The 15325-nt window shown below is 72.3% G+C and carries 20 protein-coding genes; 5 read left to right on the forward strand and 15 right to left on the reverse strand.

Going from position 1 to position 15325, the window contains the following annotated elements:
• Position 1 precedes the first annotated feature (1 nt).
• The 5 genes from QRN49_RS17585 to QRN49_RS17605 all read right to left on the reverse strand — a co-directional run bounded on the left by QRN49_RS17585 (position 2) and on the right by QRN49_RS17605 (position 4564).
• Complete coding sequence (locus tag QRN49_RS17585; protein WP_071244405.1) at positions 2 to 652, reverse strand: 2'-5' RNA ligase family protein; 651 nt, start codon at positions 650 to 652, stop codon at positions 2 to 4.
• 167 nt (positions 653 to 819) lie between these two features.
• On the reverse strand, positions 820 to 1839 hold the full coding sequence (locus QRN49_RS17590; RefSeq protein ID WP_284756959.1) for a LacI family DNA-binding transcriptional regulator: 1020 nt from the start codon (positions 1837 to 1839) through the stop codon (positions 820 to 822).
• A gap of 138 nt (positions 1840 to 1977) precedes the next feature.
• Entirely contained in the window at positions 1978 to 3084 is a 1107-nt protein-coding gene (locus QRN49_RS17595) for a tyrosine-protein phosphatase (RefSeq protein WP_284756961.1), read from the reverse strand.
• Between the two features lie 169 nt (positions 3085 to 3253).
• On the reverse strand, positions 3254 to 4063 hold the full coding sequence (locus QRN49_RS17600) for a trypsin-like serine protease (RefSeq protein ID WP_284756962.1): 810 nt from the start codon (positions 4061 to 4063) through the stop codon (positions 3254 to 3256).
• A gap of 3 nt (positions 4064 to 4066) precedes the next feature.
• Positions 4067 to 4564, reverse strand: a complete 498-nt coding sequence (locus QRN49_RS17605; protein WP_284756963.1) for a hypothetical protein — start codon at positions 4562 to 4564, stop codon at positions 4067 to 4069.
• A gap of 188 nt (positions 4565 to 4752) precedes the next feature.
• On the opposite strand from QRN49_RS17605, the gene QRN49_RS17610 reads away from it, so the two are divergent.
• The gene (locus QRN49_RS17610; protein ID WP_111054644.1) at positions 4753 to 5406 is read left to right on the forward strand and encodes a TetR family transcriptional regulator; all 654 of its coding nucleotides are present in this window, start codon (positions 4753 to 4755) and stop codon (positions 5404 to 5406) included.
• Between the two features lie 45 nt (positions 5407 to 5451).
• Here QRN49_RS17610 and QRN49_RS17615 read toward each other — a convergent pair whose 3' ends face one another.
• From QRN49_RS17615 to QRN49_RS17645, 7 genes are all read right to left on the reverse strand, one after another.
• Positions 5452 to 5979 (reverse strand): COG4315 family predicted lipoprotein, encoded by a 528-nt coding sequence (locus QRN49_RS17615; RefSeq protein WP_284756965.1) that lies wholly within the window; start codon positions 5977 to 5979, stop codon positions 5452 to 5454.
• A gap of 131 nt (positions 5980 to 6110) precedes the next feature.
• On the reverse strand, positions 6111 to 6623 hold the full coding sequence (locus QRN49_RS17620) for a hypothetical protein (protein WP_284756967.1): 513 nt from the start codon (positions 6621 to 6623) through the stop codon (positions 6111 to 6113).
• Between the two features lie 138 nt (positions 6624 to 6761).
• The gene (gene arr / locus QRN49_RS17625) at positions 6762 to 7184 is read right to left on the reverse strand and encodes an NAD(+)--rifampin ADP-ribosyltransferase (RefSeq protein WP_284756968.1); all 423 of its coding nucleotides are present in this window, start codon (positions 7182 to 7184) and stop codon (positions 6762 to 6764) included.
• Positions 7185 to 7204: 20 nt separating this feature from the next.
• Positions 7205 to 7597, reverse strand: a complete 393-nt coding sequence (locus QRN49_RS17630; protein ID WP_284756969.1) for a hypothetical protein — start codon at positions 7595 to 7597, stop codon at positions 7205 to 7207.
• Positions 7594 to 8166, reverse strand: a complete 573-nt coding sequence (locus QRN49_RS17635) for a TetR/AcrR family transcriptional regulator (protein ID WP_284756970.1) — start codon at positions 8164 to 8166, stop codon at positions 7594 to 7596. Before QRN49_RS17635 ends, QRN49_RS17630 begins: the two co-directional genes overlap by 4 nt.
• Positions 8159 to 9007 (reverse strand): alpha/beta fold hydrolase, encoded by an 849-nt coding sequence (locus QRN49_RS17640; RefSeq protein WP_284756972.1) that lies wholly within the window; start codon positions 9005 to 9007, stop codon positions 8159 to 8161. The genes QRN49_RS17635 and QRN49_RS17640 overlap by 8 nt, the downstream gene beginning before the upstream one ends.
• A gap of 73 nt (positions 9008 to 9080) precedes the next feature.
• Positions 9081 to 9923: an SDR family NAD(P)-dependent oxidoreductase gene (locus QRN49_RS17645; protein WP_284756973.1), complete on the reverse strand. Its 843-nt coding sequence runs from the start codon at positions 9921 to 9923 to the stop codon at positions 9081 to 9083.
• Positions 9924 to 10047: 124 nt separating this feature from the next.
• Between QRN49_RS17645 and QRN49_RS17650 the strand changes: the two genes are divergently transcribed.
• Entirely contained in the window at positions 10048 to 11247 is a 1200-nt protein-coding gene (locus QRN49_RS17650) for an MFS transporter (protein ID WP_259476238.1), read from the forward strand.
• Between the two features lie 47 nt (positions 11248 to 11294).
• Positions 11295 to 11870, forward strand: coding sequence for a GrpB family protein (locus QRN49_RS17655; protein ID WP_284756975.1), 576 nt, complete (start codon positions 11295 to 11297; stop codon positions 11868 to 11870).
• 25 nt (positions 11871 to 11895) lie between these two features.
• Here the strand turns inward: QRN49_RS17655 and QRN49_RS17660 are convergent, their stop codons facing one another.
• Together QRN49_RS17660 and QRN49_RS17665 are read right to left on the reverse strand one after the other, a co-directional pair.
• Positions 11896 to 12846: a nuclear transport factor 2 family protein gene (locus tag QRN49_RS17660; RefSeq protein ID WP_194622095.1), complete on the reverse strand. Its 951-nt coding sequence runs from the start codon at positions 12844 to 12846 to the stop codon at positions 11896 to 11898.
• A 240-nt stretch (positions 12847 to 13086) separates the two neighbouring features.
• Entirely contained in the window at positions 13087 to 13557 is a 471-nt protein-coding gene (locus QRN49_RS17665; protein WP_209050138.1) for a MarR family winged helix-turn-helix transcriptional regulator, read from the reverse strand.
• Between the two features lie 63 nt (positions 13558 to 13620).
• On the opposite strand from QRN49_RS17665, the gene QRN49_RS17670 reads away from it, so the two are divergent.
• Both QRN49_RS17670 and QRN49_RS17675 read left to right on the forward strand, forming a co-directional pair.
• On the forward strand, positions 13621 to 14148 hold the full coding sequence (locus tag QRN49_RS17670) for a phenolic acid decarboxylase (protein WP_017885669.1): 528 nt from the start codon (positions 13621 to 13623) through the stop codon (positions 14146 to 14148).
• A 2-nt stretch (positions 14149 to 14150) separates the two neighbouring features.
• The gene (locus QRN49_RS17675) at positions 14151 to 14951 is read left to right on the forward strand and encodes an alpha/beta hydrolase (protein ID WP_259476242.1); all 801 of its coding nucleotides are present in this window, start codon (positions 14151 to 14153) and stop codon (positions 14949 to 14951) included.
• On the opposite strand, the gene QRN49_RS17680 is transcribed toward QRN49_RS17675, so the two are convergent.
• Complete coding sequence (locus QRN49_RS17680) at positions 14929 to 15321, reverse strand: arsenate reductase ArsC (protein WP_111030197.1); 393 nt, start codon at positions 15319 to 15321, stop codon at positions 14929 to 14931. The two genes, QRN49_RS17675 and QRN49_RS17680, sit on opposite strands and share 23 nt — an antisense overlap.
• Positions 15322 to 15325 lie beyond the last annotated feature (4 nt).

The following is a 15325-nucleotide window of genomic DNA, read 5'->3' on the forward strand; positions in this document are numbered from 1 at the left end:
GTCAGGCGAGCTTCCAGGTGTGGACGTGTTCCCACGTCATCGTCTGCCACCAGCGACCGGACCAGTCCGGGCTCGCGGTGCGGTAGAGCACGACGGTGTCGCCGCGGAAGCCAGTCGGGACGTCGACGTCGAGCTCGCGGATGAACGCGCCGACCTCGTCGTGCAGGTCCGGTCGGCCGTACAGGTCGTGCGAGGCGAGGGAGAGGTGCGCGCGGTACTGCTCCGGGTCGTAGTCGTTCGCCAGCGGGACCTGCATCGGCTGCCGGAACGGTGCGACCACGGCCTCGATGTCGGCGGCGAGCCGGACGAAGTCGTCGTTGTGCGAGCCGTCCGGTCGGGTCGCGACGTCGTAGACGAACCCGATGCCCTGTTCACGGACGCCGGCGTTGTGGACGTCGAACGCCGGTCGGCCGTCGAGCAGTGCCGTGACGGCCGCGACGACCTGGTCCTCGTGGCTGCCGAACGGCTGGCTGCCGACGAGCGTGGCGTGCGGCGGGAAGGCACCGGCCGACAGCAGGCCGTACTGCGCGCGGAGCTGGTCGGTGACGACCGTGACGGCCCGGCAGGTGCGGGCGTCCGGGCGCAGGTAGATGCCGTGGCGGTACGGGTCGCTCGGGTCGCGCGGCAGCTTGGCGGTGACGTTCTGGGGCATGGGTCCGTCCGGGATCGGGGATGGGGAACGTTCCCGATGGTCGGGAACGTTCCCCATGATCAACCGGACGGGACCGGATCTCACCCGTCGGTCCGTGACGGAACGGTGAACGATGGGTGTCGGCGGCGCGGGGTCGGCCGTTCTCGTCCGTCCGTGTCGCTCGGCGCTCAGACCCGGGCGGCGGTCCGACCCGGTACCAGGGCACCGTCGACCGCGTTGTGGGTGACGCCCGTCGAGCGACCGTCGATCTGGTCGACCACGTCGTCCACGGACAGGCGGCCGATCAGGCCGAGCGGCTGTCGCCACGAGGTGATTCCGAGCAGCTCCGTGGCGAGTGGGGCGACCCCGTCGTAGCCCGTGACCGACAGGTCGTCCGGTGCACGGAGGCCGCGGCGGCGCATCGACTCGAGCACTCCGACGGCCCAGCGGTCGCTCGGTGCCATGATCGCCGTCACACCGCCGGCCCGGAGCACCTGCTCGACGAACGAGTCGAGGTCCTCGGGGTTTGCGCCGTGGTCCTCGGAGCGGATCCGGAGCACCTCGGCGCCGCGCGCACGGAGTCGACGCACCATCGCGTCGGTGCGTGCCGACTGTGTCAGCGACCCGGACGGTGTGACCGTCAGCACCGCGACGCGACGGTGTCCGAGGTCGGCGACGTGGTCGGCGAGGCCGCGTCCGCCACCGCGCTCGTCGCAGTACGCGCTGCTCACCGCGTCGTTCGTCTCGGGGCGCCCGGAGACCACGGTCGGGATGCGTCGGGCGAACGGCAGCACGTCGGCGATCGGCAGGGCCCCGCTGCAGACGATGAGCCCCTCGACGCGCAGGGAGACCAGGGTCTCGAGCGCCCGGCGTTCCTCGCTGACCGGGAACGACCCCGCACCCGTGGCGGTGACGACGCGGTACCCGCGCGCCGCGGCCTGCAGCTGGAACGCGGTCAGCAGGTGCCCGTAGAAGGGGGTGGAGGCATCGCGGACGAACACCCCGAGCGTGTGCGTGCGGTGTGCCGACATGCCCCGGGCGTTCGCGTTCGCGACGTAGCCGAGGTCGAGCGCGGCCCGCTTGACCCGCTCGGTCGTCGACGGAGCCACGCCGTACGCGCCGGCGAGGGCACGGGAGACGACCGACTTCGACACACCGGCCAGGGCGGCGACGTCGTGGATGGTCGGGACGGCGGGGTGTCCGGTCACCGCGGGCGCCGTTGTCTGGAGGACTGCACGAGTGTCACGGTAGCCGGAGGGACGCCCGGGCCGGGCGACGGTCGTGGTGAACAGTTGGTCACGCCGACCGCCCGGCGCGGGCCGCGGGCGGTCGGCGTGGGTGCCGGGCTAGCGCTTCGTGGCCGGGCGGCGGACCGTCAGGCGGTACTCCTTCGTCGTGGTGCCGTCCTGGGCGGTGACCGTGATGCGTGCCGTCCGGCCGGACACGTGCACTGCGGCGACCGCGTTCGGGTTCGTCGTGTGCACGTGGACGTCGGCGGCCCGCAGCGTCCGGACCGGGGCGGTCACCGTCGCGCCGTGCGACGAGGCAGCGGCGGGCAGGTGGACACGCACGCCCGCGACCGCGATCGAGGAGACGGTGTCGTCGTTCGACACGAGGAAACGCTCGCGCAGAGCGGCGGCCTCGTGCTCGGTCACGCCGATCGTGTCGGTCAGGTACGAGCCCATGCCGCCGTACTCGGTCGCGATGTCCTGCTCGAAGGTGCCCTGCAGCAGCTGCGGTGTCGCCCAGGTCACCCCGAGCTGCGTGTTCGAGAGCAGGTAGTCGTGCAGGATGTCCGCGCTGTCGACGCCGAGCACCCGGTCGAGCAGGTCCACGACGGTGCCGGTGCGGTCCATGCCGTGGGAGCAGTGGATCAGGACCGTGCCGCTGGTGTGCGTGGCGAGGATCCGCAGCACGCGGCGGTACGCGGTGATCATCGACCCGGGTGTCGCCTGGTCGACCCGGCCCTTGTCGACCAGGTCGTGGTACATCGCGGTGTCGTCGCTGTAGTCGCCGTCCGCGCCGAACATCGAGATGTCGACGTGGCGCGCACCCGGGATCGCGACGTCCGGCTTCGCGGCGATCTGGGACGGGGTGCGCAGGTCGACGACGAGGTCGACGTGGTACTCGTCGGCCAGGGTCGTGGCCCCGGCGGCGGTGATCTTGTCGAGTGACTCGGAGCGGATCAGGCGCGGGGCGTTCACGGTCTGCCCCGACCGTCCGTGGACCGCGGCGAGTTCGCGGCCGTTGACCAGACCGGGGACGTCGGTGATCGGGTGGTCGGCGGCGGTGAACGCCGGCTGCAGGGTGTCGTCGGCGTGGGCGGCGGTGACGGAGAACGCGGCGGACGCGACGACGGCCAGGCCGGCGAGGGCGGTCGCGGCGACGCGGGTGGTGCGCGGAGAGTGGGTGCGCGGGGAGCGGGTGCGCGGGGAGTGGCGGAGCGGGGACACGGGGCAACCTCGATCTGATCAGGACCCGGGGGTCGTGGGGAGCCGGACGTGGTGGCGTCCGGCTCCCCGCAGGATCGCGGCGCGGGTCGTCGGCGGTGTGGCGTCGAGGTTGCCGGGGCGTGTCCGGGTCATGAGGCAGCGCTCAGTCGCCCACCCGGCGGCCAGCGCCTCAGGACGCCGGGGCCAGCCGGTACCGGAACAGCTCGGTGAGGACCTGCCGGGCGGGCGTGTAGAGCAGCACCGTCGAACCCGTCGTGCTCGTCGTCGAACTGCCCGAGACGATCCCGTACAACCGGTTCGTCGTGCTGATCACCGGTCCGCCGGCGTCGCCCGGCTCGATGCCGGCGCCGGCGCGCGCGGCGGCGAGGTGCTGCGCGCCGGGATGGCTCGCTGCCGGCACGCGTGTGGCCGTCCAGGAGCAGAGCAGCCCGCTCGCCGCACCGCTGGTGCAGAAGGGATCGGCATCTGGCTTGCCGATGCCGGTGACGGCGGCGCGTGCCAGGCCCCCGTCCACCCGGTTGAACACACGGCCCGACGCCCGGGGCGTCCACGTTGCGACGGACTGGTCGCACGAGCCGGTCGCCGCCCGGGCCCGGGTGCACGCCAGGGGCGGGACGACGGCGAGTTCGAGGTCCGACTCCGGGGACTGCCAGACCACGTTGCCGACGGTCGCGCCGTCGAGCTGCACGGGTGCCTGGAGCGGCGCGCAGTGCTTCGCGAGCACGACCCACCGGGTGGCTCGCTGGTACTGCTTGCGCTGGCTCCGGAACCCCTTGGCTGTCAGCACGGCACCGACCGTGCAGGTGCCGCCGGGGACCCCGACCTCGGTGCCGGCGATGATCGGCGCTGCGACCCGGTTGGAGTCGCTCGTGGCGGCCGAGGCCGACGGAGCCCAGGTGAGAGCGGCCCCGACGACGGCCGCCAGGGACACGGCGACGGCCAGGGAGCGGGCGAGCGCCGGTTGCGCGTGGCGGGTCACGGGTCAGCCGAGCGTACGGGTGCCGTTGACGCGTCCGATCACCGACAGGGTGTCCGGGTCGGCGAGCCGGGCGTGCCAGTGCAGCGTCGTGCTGCCGCGCGGCAGGTCCGGGAACGCTGCGGTGAACCGGTAGTGGCCGCTGGCGCTGACGACGTCGTCCCCCGAGGTGACCTCGGCGATGTGCTTGTTGAACAGGCCCCGCGGCTTGCCTGGTGCGTCGTAGTAGACGATGACCAGGGTGCCGGGCTTCCCGGTCCCGGCGAAGGTGATGCCGGTGAAGCTCTTCCGGTCGGGCCCGCCGTGGGTCTTGGCGGTGAACGCCACGGACGCAGCCCGGGTCGAGGTGTGTGTTGCGTGCGCCGTGTGGGAGATCGTGGCGGCTCCGGCCTGCGCGGGAACCAGGACGCCGGCGGCGAGCGCACCGCCGAGGGTGACGCAGGTCGCGAGCACGGTCAGTCGGCGGACCGACGGGGAGCGGTGGGTGGACGGGGTCGAACGCATGGGGACTCCTCTGGTTCGTGGGGGACGGGCCGGGGTGGACCGGTGTGCGTGAACGCTAACAACGGGCTAGACGATCGTCTAGCGAAATCCTGAAGCTGAGGAGATCAGAGGCATTGCGCCCGGCGTGACCGCTGACGACTCCTGGTCAGACGTTCGTATGATGAACAAAGACCCGACCGAGGAGTGCGATGAACCAGCGGCAGCAGGCGAAGACCCGGACCCGCGAGCAGATCATCGAGGCTGCGGCGGCCGTGTTCGCGAGCCACGGCTACGCGGGGACCTCGTTCGCACGGGTCGCCGCCGCGATGGACCGCCCGAAGTCGGCGATCGGCTACCACGTGTTCTCGTCCAAGCACGAGCTCGCCTTCGCGGTCATCGAGCGGCAGCAGGCTCGCTGGGCGGCGATCGACTCGCTGATCCGCCAGCCCGAGGGGCTCGAACACCTGCTCGTCATGCTCACGTCCGCCTGTTCCGACGCCATACGGTGTCCGGTGGCTGCCGGGGCGATCCGCCTGAGTCACGAACTCCGCGGTGCGGGGGAGGTGATCCCACGGGTCTTCACGTGGGACGACTACGTCCGTCGGCACCTGTCGGCTTCGAGCGGTGGCACCGGACCGGCCACCGACCCCGAGTGGGCACGTGCGGCGGACCTCGTGCTCACGTCGACCTTCGGGGTGATGTGGGCCCGGACGAGTGCTCGTCTGACGCGGGACACCGAAGGGCAGCTCCGGGACCTGTGGGCGGCGCTCTTCACCGGGCTCGGACTGCCGGGCGTGCACGCGCTGCTCGAGCAGGTGGAGCCCGTGCGGGTGGGCGGGCACCCGGCCGAGGCCGAGGGCTGACCCCGGCGGGCGTGGCATCCCTGCCGTCCCGCCGGGGTGCCTGCCCTACTTCTTCTGCTCGGAGCCGTCCGGGTTCACGACGTACCAGACGCCCTTGTCGCCCTGACCCGTCACGTCACCGGCCTTCTTGTCCCCGACGAAGGTGTAGATCGGTCGGCCGTCGATCGTGATCTGCCGTCCGCCGTCCACGCCCGTGATGGTGCCGACCTTGCCGGTGATGCCGGACACCTTCGGCGTCGTGGTTGTCGCCTCGATCGCGGGCCACGCGGTCGCGCAGCCACCGGTGCAGGTGCTCTTGCCGGAGTCCTTGACGTCGGCGTCGAAGTAGTACGCGGTCATGCCCTTGCCGTCGACGACGACCTTGCCGAGTGTCGTCGCGGCGACGGTCACGTCGACCGACGGTGACGAGTCGGTCGTCGCGGGAGCGTCGCCCTGCGCAGCGGGGGACGGTGATGGCGAGGGTGCTGCGGATCCGGCCGTGGAACAGCCGGCGAGGCCGATGGTCAGGAGCAGCGCGGCCCCGAGTGCGATGGACGCGGGTCGGGATGACGGGGTGCGGTGGGGTGTCGACACGGGGGCTCCTCGAGGTCAGGTCTCGCCGCTGACTGCTGGCCAGACGTTCGTCTAGCGAACGTAACCGCAGGACGGAACGGGAGCCAGCACCCTGGGCGCCCTCTCATCGAGCGGGGCCGCGGAGCCGGGGGTCAGGGGGCCGTCTGCTCGACGAGGTGGACGCCCTCGACGCGGCCGATGACGTCGAGTGACTCCGGGTCGATCAGGCGGGCGCTCCAGGACGCTCCGTCGGCGTCGCGGGGCAGCTCGGGCAGCGCCGCTGTGAAGGCGAACCGGCCGGTCGAGCCGACGGCGCTGCTGCCCGGCTCGACCTCCGCGACGCGCTCGTTCCCGGAGTCGTCCCCGGGGCTGCCGTAGTGGACGACGACGACGGCACCGGGGGTGCCCAGTCCGGCGAACCGCACCCTGACCACTCCGCTGGTGCCGACCGTCCGTGGCGGGCGGATCGCGAACCGGTGCGCGCCGCTCGTCACCGGCGGTGCCCCGAGTGCGGCGCCGAGTGCGCCGGATGCGCCGAGGCCGATCGTCTCGGGTCCCGGCGTGGTCGGTGACGGCGCGGGCAGGGCGATGGCGACGGCGAGCGCAGCGATCCCCACGGCGAGGACGATCGGAGACGCCCGGACCCGATCGGTGCTCCGCGGCATGGTCGGCCCCTTCGTGGACGGTGTGCGGCAGACGCCGCCACCCCACACGCTACCGGTTCGCCAGACGATCGTCTGCGCTGGCCGGCGTCCTGATTCGGATACCGGGTCGCCCCGAACGCCATCGCGCGCGGATGCCGGTCAGTTGACGATCTCGCCGCGTTCCTCGGGCGGGAGCGCGACGAGCCGTTCCCGCCACTGGCGCAACGCCTCCGGGGTGAGCCGTGTCCACCCGGTCTCCTCGCCGACCACGCGGAGCGGGAAGGCACTGCGGTACGACCGGGTCGGGTTGCCCGGGAACTTCTTGTCCGTCACGTTCGGGTCGTCCTCGAAGGGGCCGGTCGGCTCGACACGGTACACACGCGGCTCGCGGTCGCCGGGCACGAGCTCGGCCGCGAGTTCGGCCGCGAGCCCTGCTCCGTCGCGGGTCGCCGTGAAGTAGACGTGGTTCATCACGACGTCGGGGCGGTAGTTCGAATGGAAGCCGGGGGAGAGGAACTCCCCGGGCTGCAGGGCCGCCACGGTGCCGTGCCAGAACGGACCGGTCTCGTCTGCTGCTGCCATGGCGTCAGCCTACGAACGGCTCAGCGCCCGCGTCCGACCAGCGCGCGCCACCGCGGCTGTTCCGAGACGACGACGGCGACGCACAGGGCGGTGACGACGATCGCGACCGCCGTCGGCCACAGGACCCAGGCTGCAGCGACCGCCCCCACGAGGTGCGCGAGGACCGACGCGATGGTGACCGCTCCCGGTGCCGCGACCGGCGGGTCGCCGCCGGGGCGGTCGCCCGGGGTCCCGAACACCGCCGGCGGCAAGACGAGGACCAGGACGGCGGCGATCGCGAGCACCGGCGAGTGGGGCCAGAGCGCCCAGGGAACGGCCACCCACGCGACGAGCTCCGCCAGGAACCGCAGGCCGCCACGAAGCAGGTCGTGACCGACGGGCCTCGACGGACGCGCCGCCGTGGACACGGTCACCGTGTCGTCGCGGCACGGAAGCCGCGATCCAGGAAGTCGACCATCCACGCAGCACTCGCATCGACGTCCGTGTCCATCTGGAACCCGCCGGACGCCTCGATCGTGGCGAACCCGTGCAGGACGCTGCGGAGCACCCGGAGCGCATGGACCTCGTCGGCCGGGTCGAGCGGGTAGTCGCGGAGCGCCGCGGCGAAGGACGCCAAGGTGCGGCCGAGTGCGACCGCCAGGGGGTCATCGGCACCGGTCGGCCGGACGCCGACGGCTGCCTGGTACCGCGCCGGGTGCTCCTGGACGCTCCGGCGCACGGTCTGCACCGCCGCCTCGAGCGCACTCCGACCGCTGCGGCCCTGCATGGCGTCGCGGAGTGCGTCACCGAGCTCGTTCGCACCGAGGATCGCGATCCTGCGCGTGAGGTCGCCGAGTCCGTCGACGTGCTTGTACAGCGACGGTGCCTTCACCCCGAGGCGGTCGGCGACGACGCTCATGCTCAGCTGGGCCAGGCCGATCTCGTCGGCCAGCGTCGCCGCGGCCTCGGTGACGGTCGCCGGGTCGAGCCCCGCCCTAGGCAACGGGACCTGCGACGGGCAGCGTGCGGGCGAGGAACGGCAGCAGCAGGGCGAGGAGCGCCGCCGGCGTCTCGGTGTGGGGGTAGTGGCCGGCGCCGTCGATCACGGCGAGTTCCCCGAGGCCGTCCGGCAGGTCGGCGAGGATCCGCTCGCCCTCGGCACGGGGCACGGCCCAGTCCGGGTCGGCACTGCCCTCGACGACGAGCACGGGGCACCGGACGGCACCCAGCTGCTCGCCGGCGTCGGCGGGCGACGTGCGGGTCATGGCGCGGAGGGCCGCCATCCGCTCCGGTTGCCGCAGGGTCGTCTCGATGCGGCTGCGTTCCGTCGCCCAGTCGGCGGGCTTGGTGGGCACCGCGATGTCGAGGTACGCGAGCCAGCCGGGCAGGCTGCCGCTCGTCATGACCCGCGCAAGCTGGACGGTGCCGGCGCGGTGTCGGCGGTTGCGCAGGAGTCCGCCCAGGTCGACGGACTGCTTGCGCGTGAACGGCGCCAGTTCGACGATGCCCGCGACCAGGTCCGGTGCGGTGGCCGCGGCGATGGTCGCCGCGCCCCCGCTGATGGACTGCCCGACGACCACGGCCGGGCCACCGAGGTGGCGGGCCACGGCGACGAGGTCACGTGCGATGTCGGTGCGCTGGTAGCCGTCCCACCCGGTGCTCGAGTCGCCGCAGCCGCGGAGGTCGACGTTCGCCACCCGGTAGCCGGCCGCGACGAGCTCCGGTACGACGAAACGGTAGGCGTGCCGGCTGTCGCCCATGCCGTGGGCGAGGACCACGAGCGGGCCTGTTCCGGAGAGGTTGTAGGCGATCGTGCCGCCCTCGGTGTCCAAGTGTTCGAGCATGACGTGGCTCCTTCGGCTACGGGTAGTAACTCAGAGGCTATTACCCGTAGCCAAACTTGGCAAGGGGCAGTCGTCACGCATCCAGGTCGAGCGTCGTCGACAGCTCGGGGGACGCCTGCGCCTGGTCGACGAGCTGCTGTCCCTTCTGCACGATCCCCGCCACGCTGTCCGCGCCGGCGGCGAACCGCAGCGGCGGCTCGGGCATCGCGATCAGCGTCAGCAGCACCTGCGCGAGCTTCGCGGGGTCGCCGGACTGGTTGCCCCGCATGCCGCGGAAGAACTCCTTCGACCCGGCCGAGAGCGGGGCGTAGTCGTCGATCGCGACGTCGCCCCAGAAGGTCGAGTCGCCCTCGGCCAGCAGGTCGGTGCGGAAGAAGCCGGGCTCGACCACGGTGGTGTGGATGCCGAAGGGCGCCACCTCGTCGTGCAGGGCCTCCATCCAGCCCTCGAGCGCGAACTTCGACGCCGAGTAGGCGCTCCCACCGGCGCCGGCGACGATGCCAGCGGTGGAGCTGATGCTGATGACGTGCCCGGAGCGCTGCCGTCGCATGACCGGGAGCACGGCACGCGTCACCGCGAGCGCCCCGAAGAAGTTCGTCTCCATCTGCGCGCGGAACTGCTCGGCCGAGATCTCCTCGAAGTACCCGGCCTGGAAGCTCCCGGCGTTGTTCACCAGGACGTCGACTCCGCCGAAGTGGTCGGTCGCGGCGTCGACTGCGGCTCGGACCGACTCCGGGTCGGTCACGTCGAGCGCGACGGCGAGCAGGCGCTCGTGGTCGCCGAGGACGGCGCGGACCCGCTCGGGGTCGCGTCCGGTCGCCACGACCCGGTGCCCGGCGTCGAGGGCGGTCCGGGCGAAGTCGGTGCCCATCCCGCGGCTCGTGCCGGTGATGAGGAAGGTGCTGGTTCCGGTCATGGGGTTCCCTTCGGTCGTCGACACCACCATCGAAGCCCCACCACCACCCGCCCAGTGAGGCTCCGGCGAAACGGGGTCCAGCCGAACCTCCCTCTGCGCCGGACGATGCCCCTACCGTCGGTCCGTGACCACGACGACCTCCGACCTCCCCACGACCGACCGGGCCACCGACGGCCGACTGCCCTGGTTCCCGCTCGCCCTGCTCGCCGCGATCGGGTTCCTCCTGGTCGCCATGGAGACGATGCCGGCCGGGCTGCTGCCGGCGATCGCCGACGGGATGGGCACGAGCGAGGGCACGGTCGGCCTGTTCGTCAGCGCGTACGCGATGGGGACGGTCATCGCCACGGTCCCGGCGATCGCCCTGACCCGCGGGTTCCGCCGCAAGCCGCTCATCGTCGCCGCCATCGCCGTGCTCCTCGTCGCGAACACCCTGACCGCGTTCGCCCCGAACGTCGCGGTCGCACTGGTCACGCGGTTCGTCGCCGGCGCGATGTCGGGGACGATCTGGGGCATGTTCGCCACCTACGCGCGGCGAATCAGCCCGGCCCGCTTCGCCGGGGTGTCGCTCGCGATCGTCTCGACGGGCGCGCCGGTGGGGTTCGCGCTGGGCACCCCGCTCGGGTCCTTCATCGGCAACGCCCTGGGCTGGCGGTCGTCGTTCATCGGGCTGAGCCTGGTCGGCGTGGTGGTCCTGGCGCTGATCGCGCTGTTCGTGCCGGACGCCCCGGGGCAGACGAGCGCCGCGAAGCTGTCCGTCGTGAAGGTGTTCCGGATCCGCGGCATCGCGGTCATCCTCGCGGTGATCGCGACGTGGATGGTGGCGCACAACACGATCTACACGTACATCTCGCCGTACCTGCGGGCGACCGGCACCGACCTGAGCGCCGGGCTGGTGCTGCTCGTCTACGGGATCGCCGCGATCCTCGGCGTCGTCGTGACGGGCGCGCTGCTCGACCGGCACCCCCGACCCCTGCTGCACGGCAGCGTCGGCCTGTTCGTCCTGGCGGGCGTGGTGCTGCTCGTCGGGCACACGTCGCCGGTCGCGGTCCTGGTGGCCGCGGGCCTGTGGGGCATCGGCTTCGGCGGTTCCTCCACGCAGCTGCAGGCCGCCCTGACGACCGCCGGCGGCGAGGACGCCGACGTCGCGAGCGCGTTCCTGCCGGTCGCGTTCAACATCGCGATCTTCGCGGCCGGCCTGTTCGGCGCCGCCCTGCTGACGGCCTTCGACGGGCTGGTGCTCGCCGTGGTGATGATCGTGTTCGGGGCGGTCGCGGCGCTCCTCACCGTCATCGGCCGCGGATCGGCGTTCCCCGCGAAGCTCTGACGCGATCGACGCCGGCGACCACGACCACGGGCTGCGATCATGTCCGGGTGCACCACGACGAGGACCACACCCGCCCGGACGTCACGACCGTCGAGATCATCGGCGGCCCGGAACCGGTCACCGTGACCCTGCACCCCGCCGACAGCGGGTGGGCTGCGGTCTTCGCCGACCACCGGCGACGCATCCTGGAGGCCCTCCCCGGCTCCGGCGCGGACGCCCCGGTCGTCGAGCACATCGGCTCCACGGCCGTCCCCGGCCTGGCAGCGAAACCCATCGTCGACATCGTGGTCGTCGTCGCCGACGTCACCGCCGAGGCCACGTACCTCGACCAGCTCCTCGCCGCCGGGTACGAGCTGCGCGTCCGCGAGCCGGGCCACCGCCTGGTCCGGACGCCGGCCCGCGACGTCCACGTGCACGTCTACGAGCGGGGTGCGACGGCGGTCGACGAGTACCTGCTCCTCCGTGACCACCTGCGCGCCGACGCCGACGACCGGGCGCTGTACGAACGGACCAAGCGGGAGCTGCTCGACCGGAGCTGGGACGACATGAACGCCTACGCCGAGGCGAAGACGGCCGTCATCACCGCGATCAAGGAGCGGGCGCGACGGAGCCGCGCGTCCTGAGACGCGCGGCTCCGTCGGCCGAGCCTCAGCTCGTCGGGACGACGTCCCAGTGCTCGCGGATCAGGTTGTCGTCGACCCGGAACAGGTCGGCCGCGCCGAACGGGGCGTCGGCCTTCGCCCCGACCGGCTTCGAGAACGTCCACACCAGGTCGCCGTCGGCGAGCGAGATGACGGACTCCTGCTTCGGCAGGCTCTGCGCGGCGCTGCCGGCGAAGAACTGCTTGAGCGCGGCGGTGCCGTTTGCGGCGACCGAGTTGTGCTGCAGGTACGCCGGGTCGAACTTCTCGTCCAGCACGGACACGTCGTGGTCGCGGAACAGCCGGTTGTACGCGGTCACCGCGAGCACCCGGTTGTGCTCCTCCTGCCGCTCGGTCAGGTGGTGGTCACGCTTCGCGGCCGGGTACAGGTCGCTGAACATGCTGTTCGTGTTGCCGCTGGCCGGCGTGCCCGTCGGGACCGTCTGACGGAGTGCCCACCACTCGCTGATGCGCCCGTTGCGCATGCGGAACAGGTCGACGGCAGCGTCACCGGTGCGTTCGTCCTTCGGCTTCGCGGTGATCTGCCAGTGCACGGCCACCAGGTCCGCGTCACCGGCGATGTGCTTGATCACGGCGTGGGCGCCGGGCACCCGGGAGCGGTCGGCGGTGAACTCGGCGAGCAACGCGGACGGACCCGAGGCGCTCGTCGCACCGTGGGCGACGGCACCGGTCGCGACGGCGGTCCGCGCAGCCGCACGGGCCTTCGCGGACGTGGGGGACCGGAACGCGCACCGGAACAGGTGGCGGACCGTGGCCTCGTTGCGCTGCTCGGCGCGACGGTCGAGCCGTGAGACCGCCGTGCCACCCGAGGTCGTCCGCGCCGCACGGTCCACCGTGTGGTGCGCGGAGGTGGAGGTGTCGGAGGTGGAGGTGTGGAGGGGTGCCGCCACGGCCGGGCCGGCCACGAGCGACACGGCGATGGCGACCGGAGCTGCCACCGCACACGCCTTGGCGATGATGGGGAGAAGTGATGTCGTCTGCACGGCAGAACGATGGAACCGGTCCCTGGGGGCCGCCGTGCGCCCTGGAGCCGCCACACGCTGCGACCGTGACCGGCTTCTCAGTCGCGGTGCGCGCCTCCAGGGTGGCCTGTGCGCGCGCTGCCAGGGTGACCCGCTCTCGCTGGTGATCGACGAGCCGGACCTGTGCGACGGCTCACGCGCACTGTCAGCCGATCCCTACGCGCCGGACTCGTCGATGGCCAGACGGAGCTCGGCGAGCACGGGCAGCGCGGCGCGCAGCGCGTCGACCCCGTCCGGGCCCAGGCGTTCGAGCGCGCCGACCAGGACGTGCTCGGCCGAGGCGTCGTAGACCCGGAGCCGCTCGGACGCGAGCTCGGTCAGGGCGATCTCGGTGCTGCGGCCGTCACCGGTGGCGAGCCGCCGGTGGACGAGTCCGCCGCGTTCCATCGCGGTGACGAGGTTGCTGACCGTGGAGCGGGCGAGGCCGAGGGTCCGGCCGAGCGCCGTCGGCGTGAGCCACCCGGCCTCGTCGAGTCGTCGCAGGACCTCGATCTGCGCGTCGGGCAGTTCCGGCAGTGCACCGTCACGGCGTGATGCGTTCAGCAGGGTGCGGCGGAACGGGCCGACCTGGTCGCTGAGCCGCCGGGCGATGTCCCGGAGTCCTGCGGTGTCGTGCTCGCTGCCCATGTCCTCAGCTTAGGTCCTCGAAAAAGGTTTGCAACAAAACTATGTTTGGCGCAGGATGGGTGCATGACGATCACCACCTCAGTCGCACAGCCCGTCCCGTCGCAGGACCTCTCCGGCATCGTCGGACACCGGTTCATCTACACGTACGCCAACGGCTGGCAGTACGAGATGTACGTCAAGAACGCCACCACCATCGACTACCGCATCCACTCCGGCATGGTCGGCGGGCGCTGGGTCAAGGACCAGCAGGTCGACCTCGTGGTGCTCACCGCCGGCGTCTACAAGGTGTCGTGGAACGAGCCGACCGGCACGAGCGTCGTCGTGACCGTGGTGCCGGGGGAGCGCGTGCTGCACGGCACGATCTTCTTCCCGCACTGGGTCGAGGAGGACGGCAGCAAGACCGTGCTGTTCCAGAACGACCACCTGGACCGGATGCGCGAGTACCGCGACGCCGGCCCCACCTACCCGATCTACGTCGTCCCCGAGTTCGCCCACATCACCCTGTTCGAGTTCGTCGGCCAGGACGACGAGACCGTCGTCGACACTGCGCCCGCCGACCTGCCGGCCGGGTTCGCCGACCGGAGCAACTGAGCATGACCGCGGAACGTCCGCTGGAGCGTGCCCTGACGAGCATCCGGCTCGAGCACCGGGGCGGGGCGCTCCGGGGGTGGGAGTACCGCCCGGCGTCGGCGCCCTCGGCTGCCGGCGGCGCGGTGCTGTTCGTGCACGGGTTCGGTGACTCGTCGATCGGTCCGCGCCAGCTCTTCGTGCAGGCCGCGACCGCCCTGACCGACACCGGTCTGACGGCCCGCTCCTACGACCGTCTCGGACACGGCACGAGCGACGGACGGTTCGCGGACATCTCGATCGGCGACGAGGTCGAGCAGGTCGTCACGATGATCCGGGCGTTCTCGGCCGACCAGGGGGCACCGATCGACGTCGTCGCCCACAGCCTGGGCGCTGTCGAGTCGGCGATGGCGGCGGCGAGGGTCCCCGACCTGGTCCGGAGCCTGACCCTGTGGTCGCCGGCCGGGGTCGTGGTCGACGACATCGCCGTGCACGACACCATCCAGGGGCAGCCGCTCGCGCCCGTCCGTGACCGCGGCTGGTTCGACTTCGGTGGGACCGCCCTCGGGCGCGGGTTCGTCGACGAGGTCCGGGACGGACTCGACGTCTACGCCCAGGCACGCGGGTACGACGGGCCGGTCGACGTCCTGCACGGGACCGCCGACGAGATCGTCCCGGTCGAGTACGGCCGGCGCTACGGCGAACTGCTCAGCGGGGCGACGTTCACCGCGGTCGAGGGTGCGGACCACGTCTGGTCGTCGGTCCCGTGGCGTGAGCAGCTCGTCGACCGCCTGCTCGACCGCGTCAGGGAGCGGTCCGGGCGATGAGGTCCTGCACCCGCGCGCGCACGTCGTCGCGGATCGGCCGGACGGCGTCCAGGTCGAGCCCCGCGGGGTCGGTGAGCTCCCAGTCCTCGTAGCGCTTGCCCGGGAACACCGGGCAGGCGTCCCCGCACCCCATCGTGATGACGACGTCGGCGGCGCGGACGGCATCGGTGCTGAGCAAGGCGGGCTGCTCGTTCCGGATGTCGATGCCCTCCTCGAGCATCGCCGCGACGACCACCGGGTTGAGCTGGTCGGCCGGTTCGGAGCCGGCGCTCCGGACGTCGACGCGGCCACCCGCCAGGTGCTGCAGGAAGCCGGCGGCCATCTGGGAGCGGCCGGCGTTGTGGACGCAGACGAACAGGACGGTGGGCATGCGA

Source organism: Curtobacterium sp. ME-Dv--P-122a (genome assembly GCF_030209645.1).
GTDB classification, from domain to species: domain Bacteria; phylum Actinomycetota; class Actinomycetes; order Actinomycetales; family Microbacteriaceae; genus Curtobacterium; species Curtobacterium flaccumfaciens.

Excerpts from the sequence above, each read along its gene's own strand:
- QRN49_RS17620 (WP_284756967.1), bottom strand. The coding sequence starts at position 6,623 with ATGCCGCGGAGCACCGATCGGGTCCGGGCGTCTCCGATCGTCCTCGCC.
- QRN49_RS17665 (WP_209050138.1), bottom strand. The coding sequence starts at position 13,557 with ATGGGCAGCGAGCACGACACCGCAGGACTCCGGGACATCGCCCGGCGG.
- QRN49_RS17610 (WP_111054644.1), top strand. The coding sequence starts at position 4,753 with ATGAACCAGCGGCAGCAGGCGAAGACCCGGACCCGCGAGCAGATCATC.
- QRN49_RS17585 (WP_071244405.1), bottom strand. The coding sequence starts at position 652 with ATGCCCCAGAACGTCACCGCCAAGCTGCCGCGCGACCCGAGCGACCCG.
- QRN49_RS17670 (WP_017885669.1), top strand. The coding sequence starts at position 13,621 with ATGACGATCACCACCTCAGTCGCACAGCCCGTCCCGTCGCAGGACCTC.
- QRN49_RS17640 (WP_284756972.1), bottom strand. The coding sequence starts at position 9,007 with ATGCTCGAACACTTGGACACCGAGGGCGGCACGATCGCCTACAACCTC.
- arr (WP_284756968.1), bottom strand. The coding sequence starts at position 7,184 with ATGGCAGCAGCAGACGAGACCGGTCCGTTCTGGCACGGCACCGTGGCG.
- QRN49_RS17680 (WP_111030197.1), bottom strand. The coding sequence starts at position 15,321 with ATGCCCACCGTCCTGTTCGTCTGCGTCCACAACGCCGGCCGCTCCCAG.
- QRN49_RS17675 (WP_259476242.1), top strand. The coding sequence starts at position 14,151 with ATGACCGCGGAACGTCCGCTGGAGCGTGCCCTGACGAGCATCCGGCTC.
- QRN49_RS17645 (WP_284756973.1), bottom strand. The coding sequence starts at position 9,923 with ATGACCGGAACCAGCACCTTCCTCATCACCGGCACGAGCCGCGGGATG.
- QRN49_RS17605 (WP_284756963.1), bottom strand. The coding sequence starts at position 4,564 with ATGCGTTCGACCCCGTCCACCCACCGCTCCCCGTCGGTCCGCCGACTG.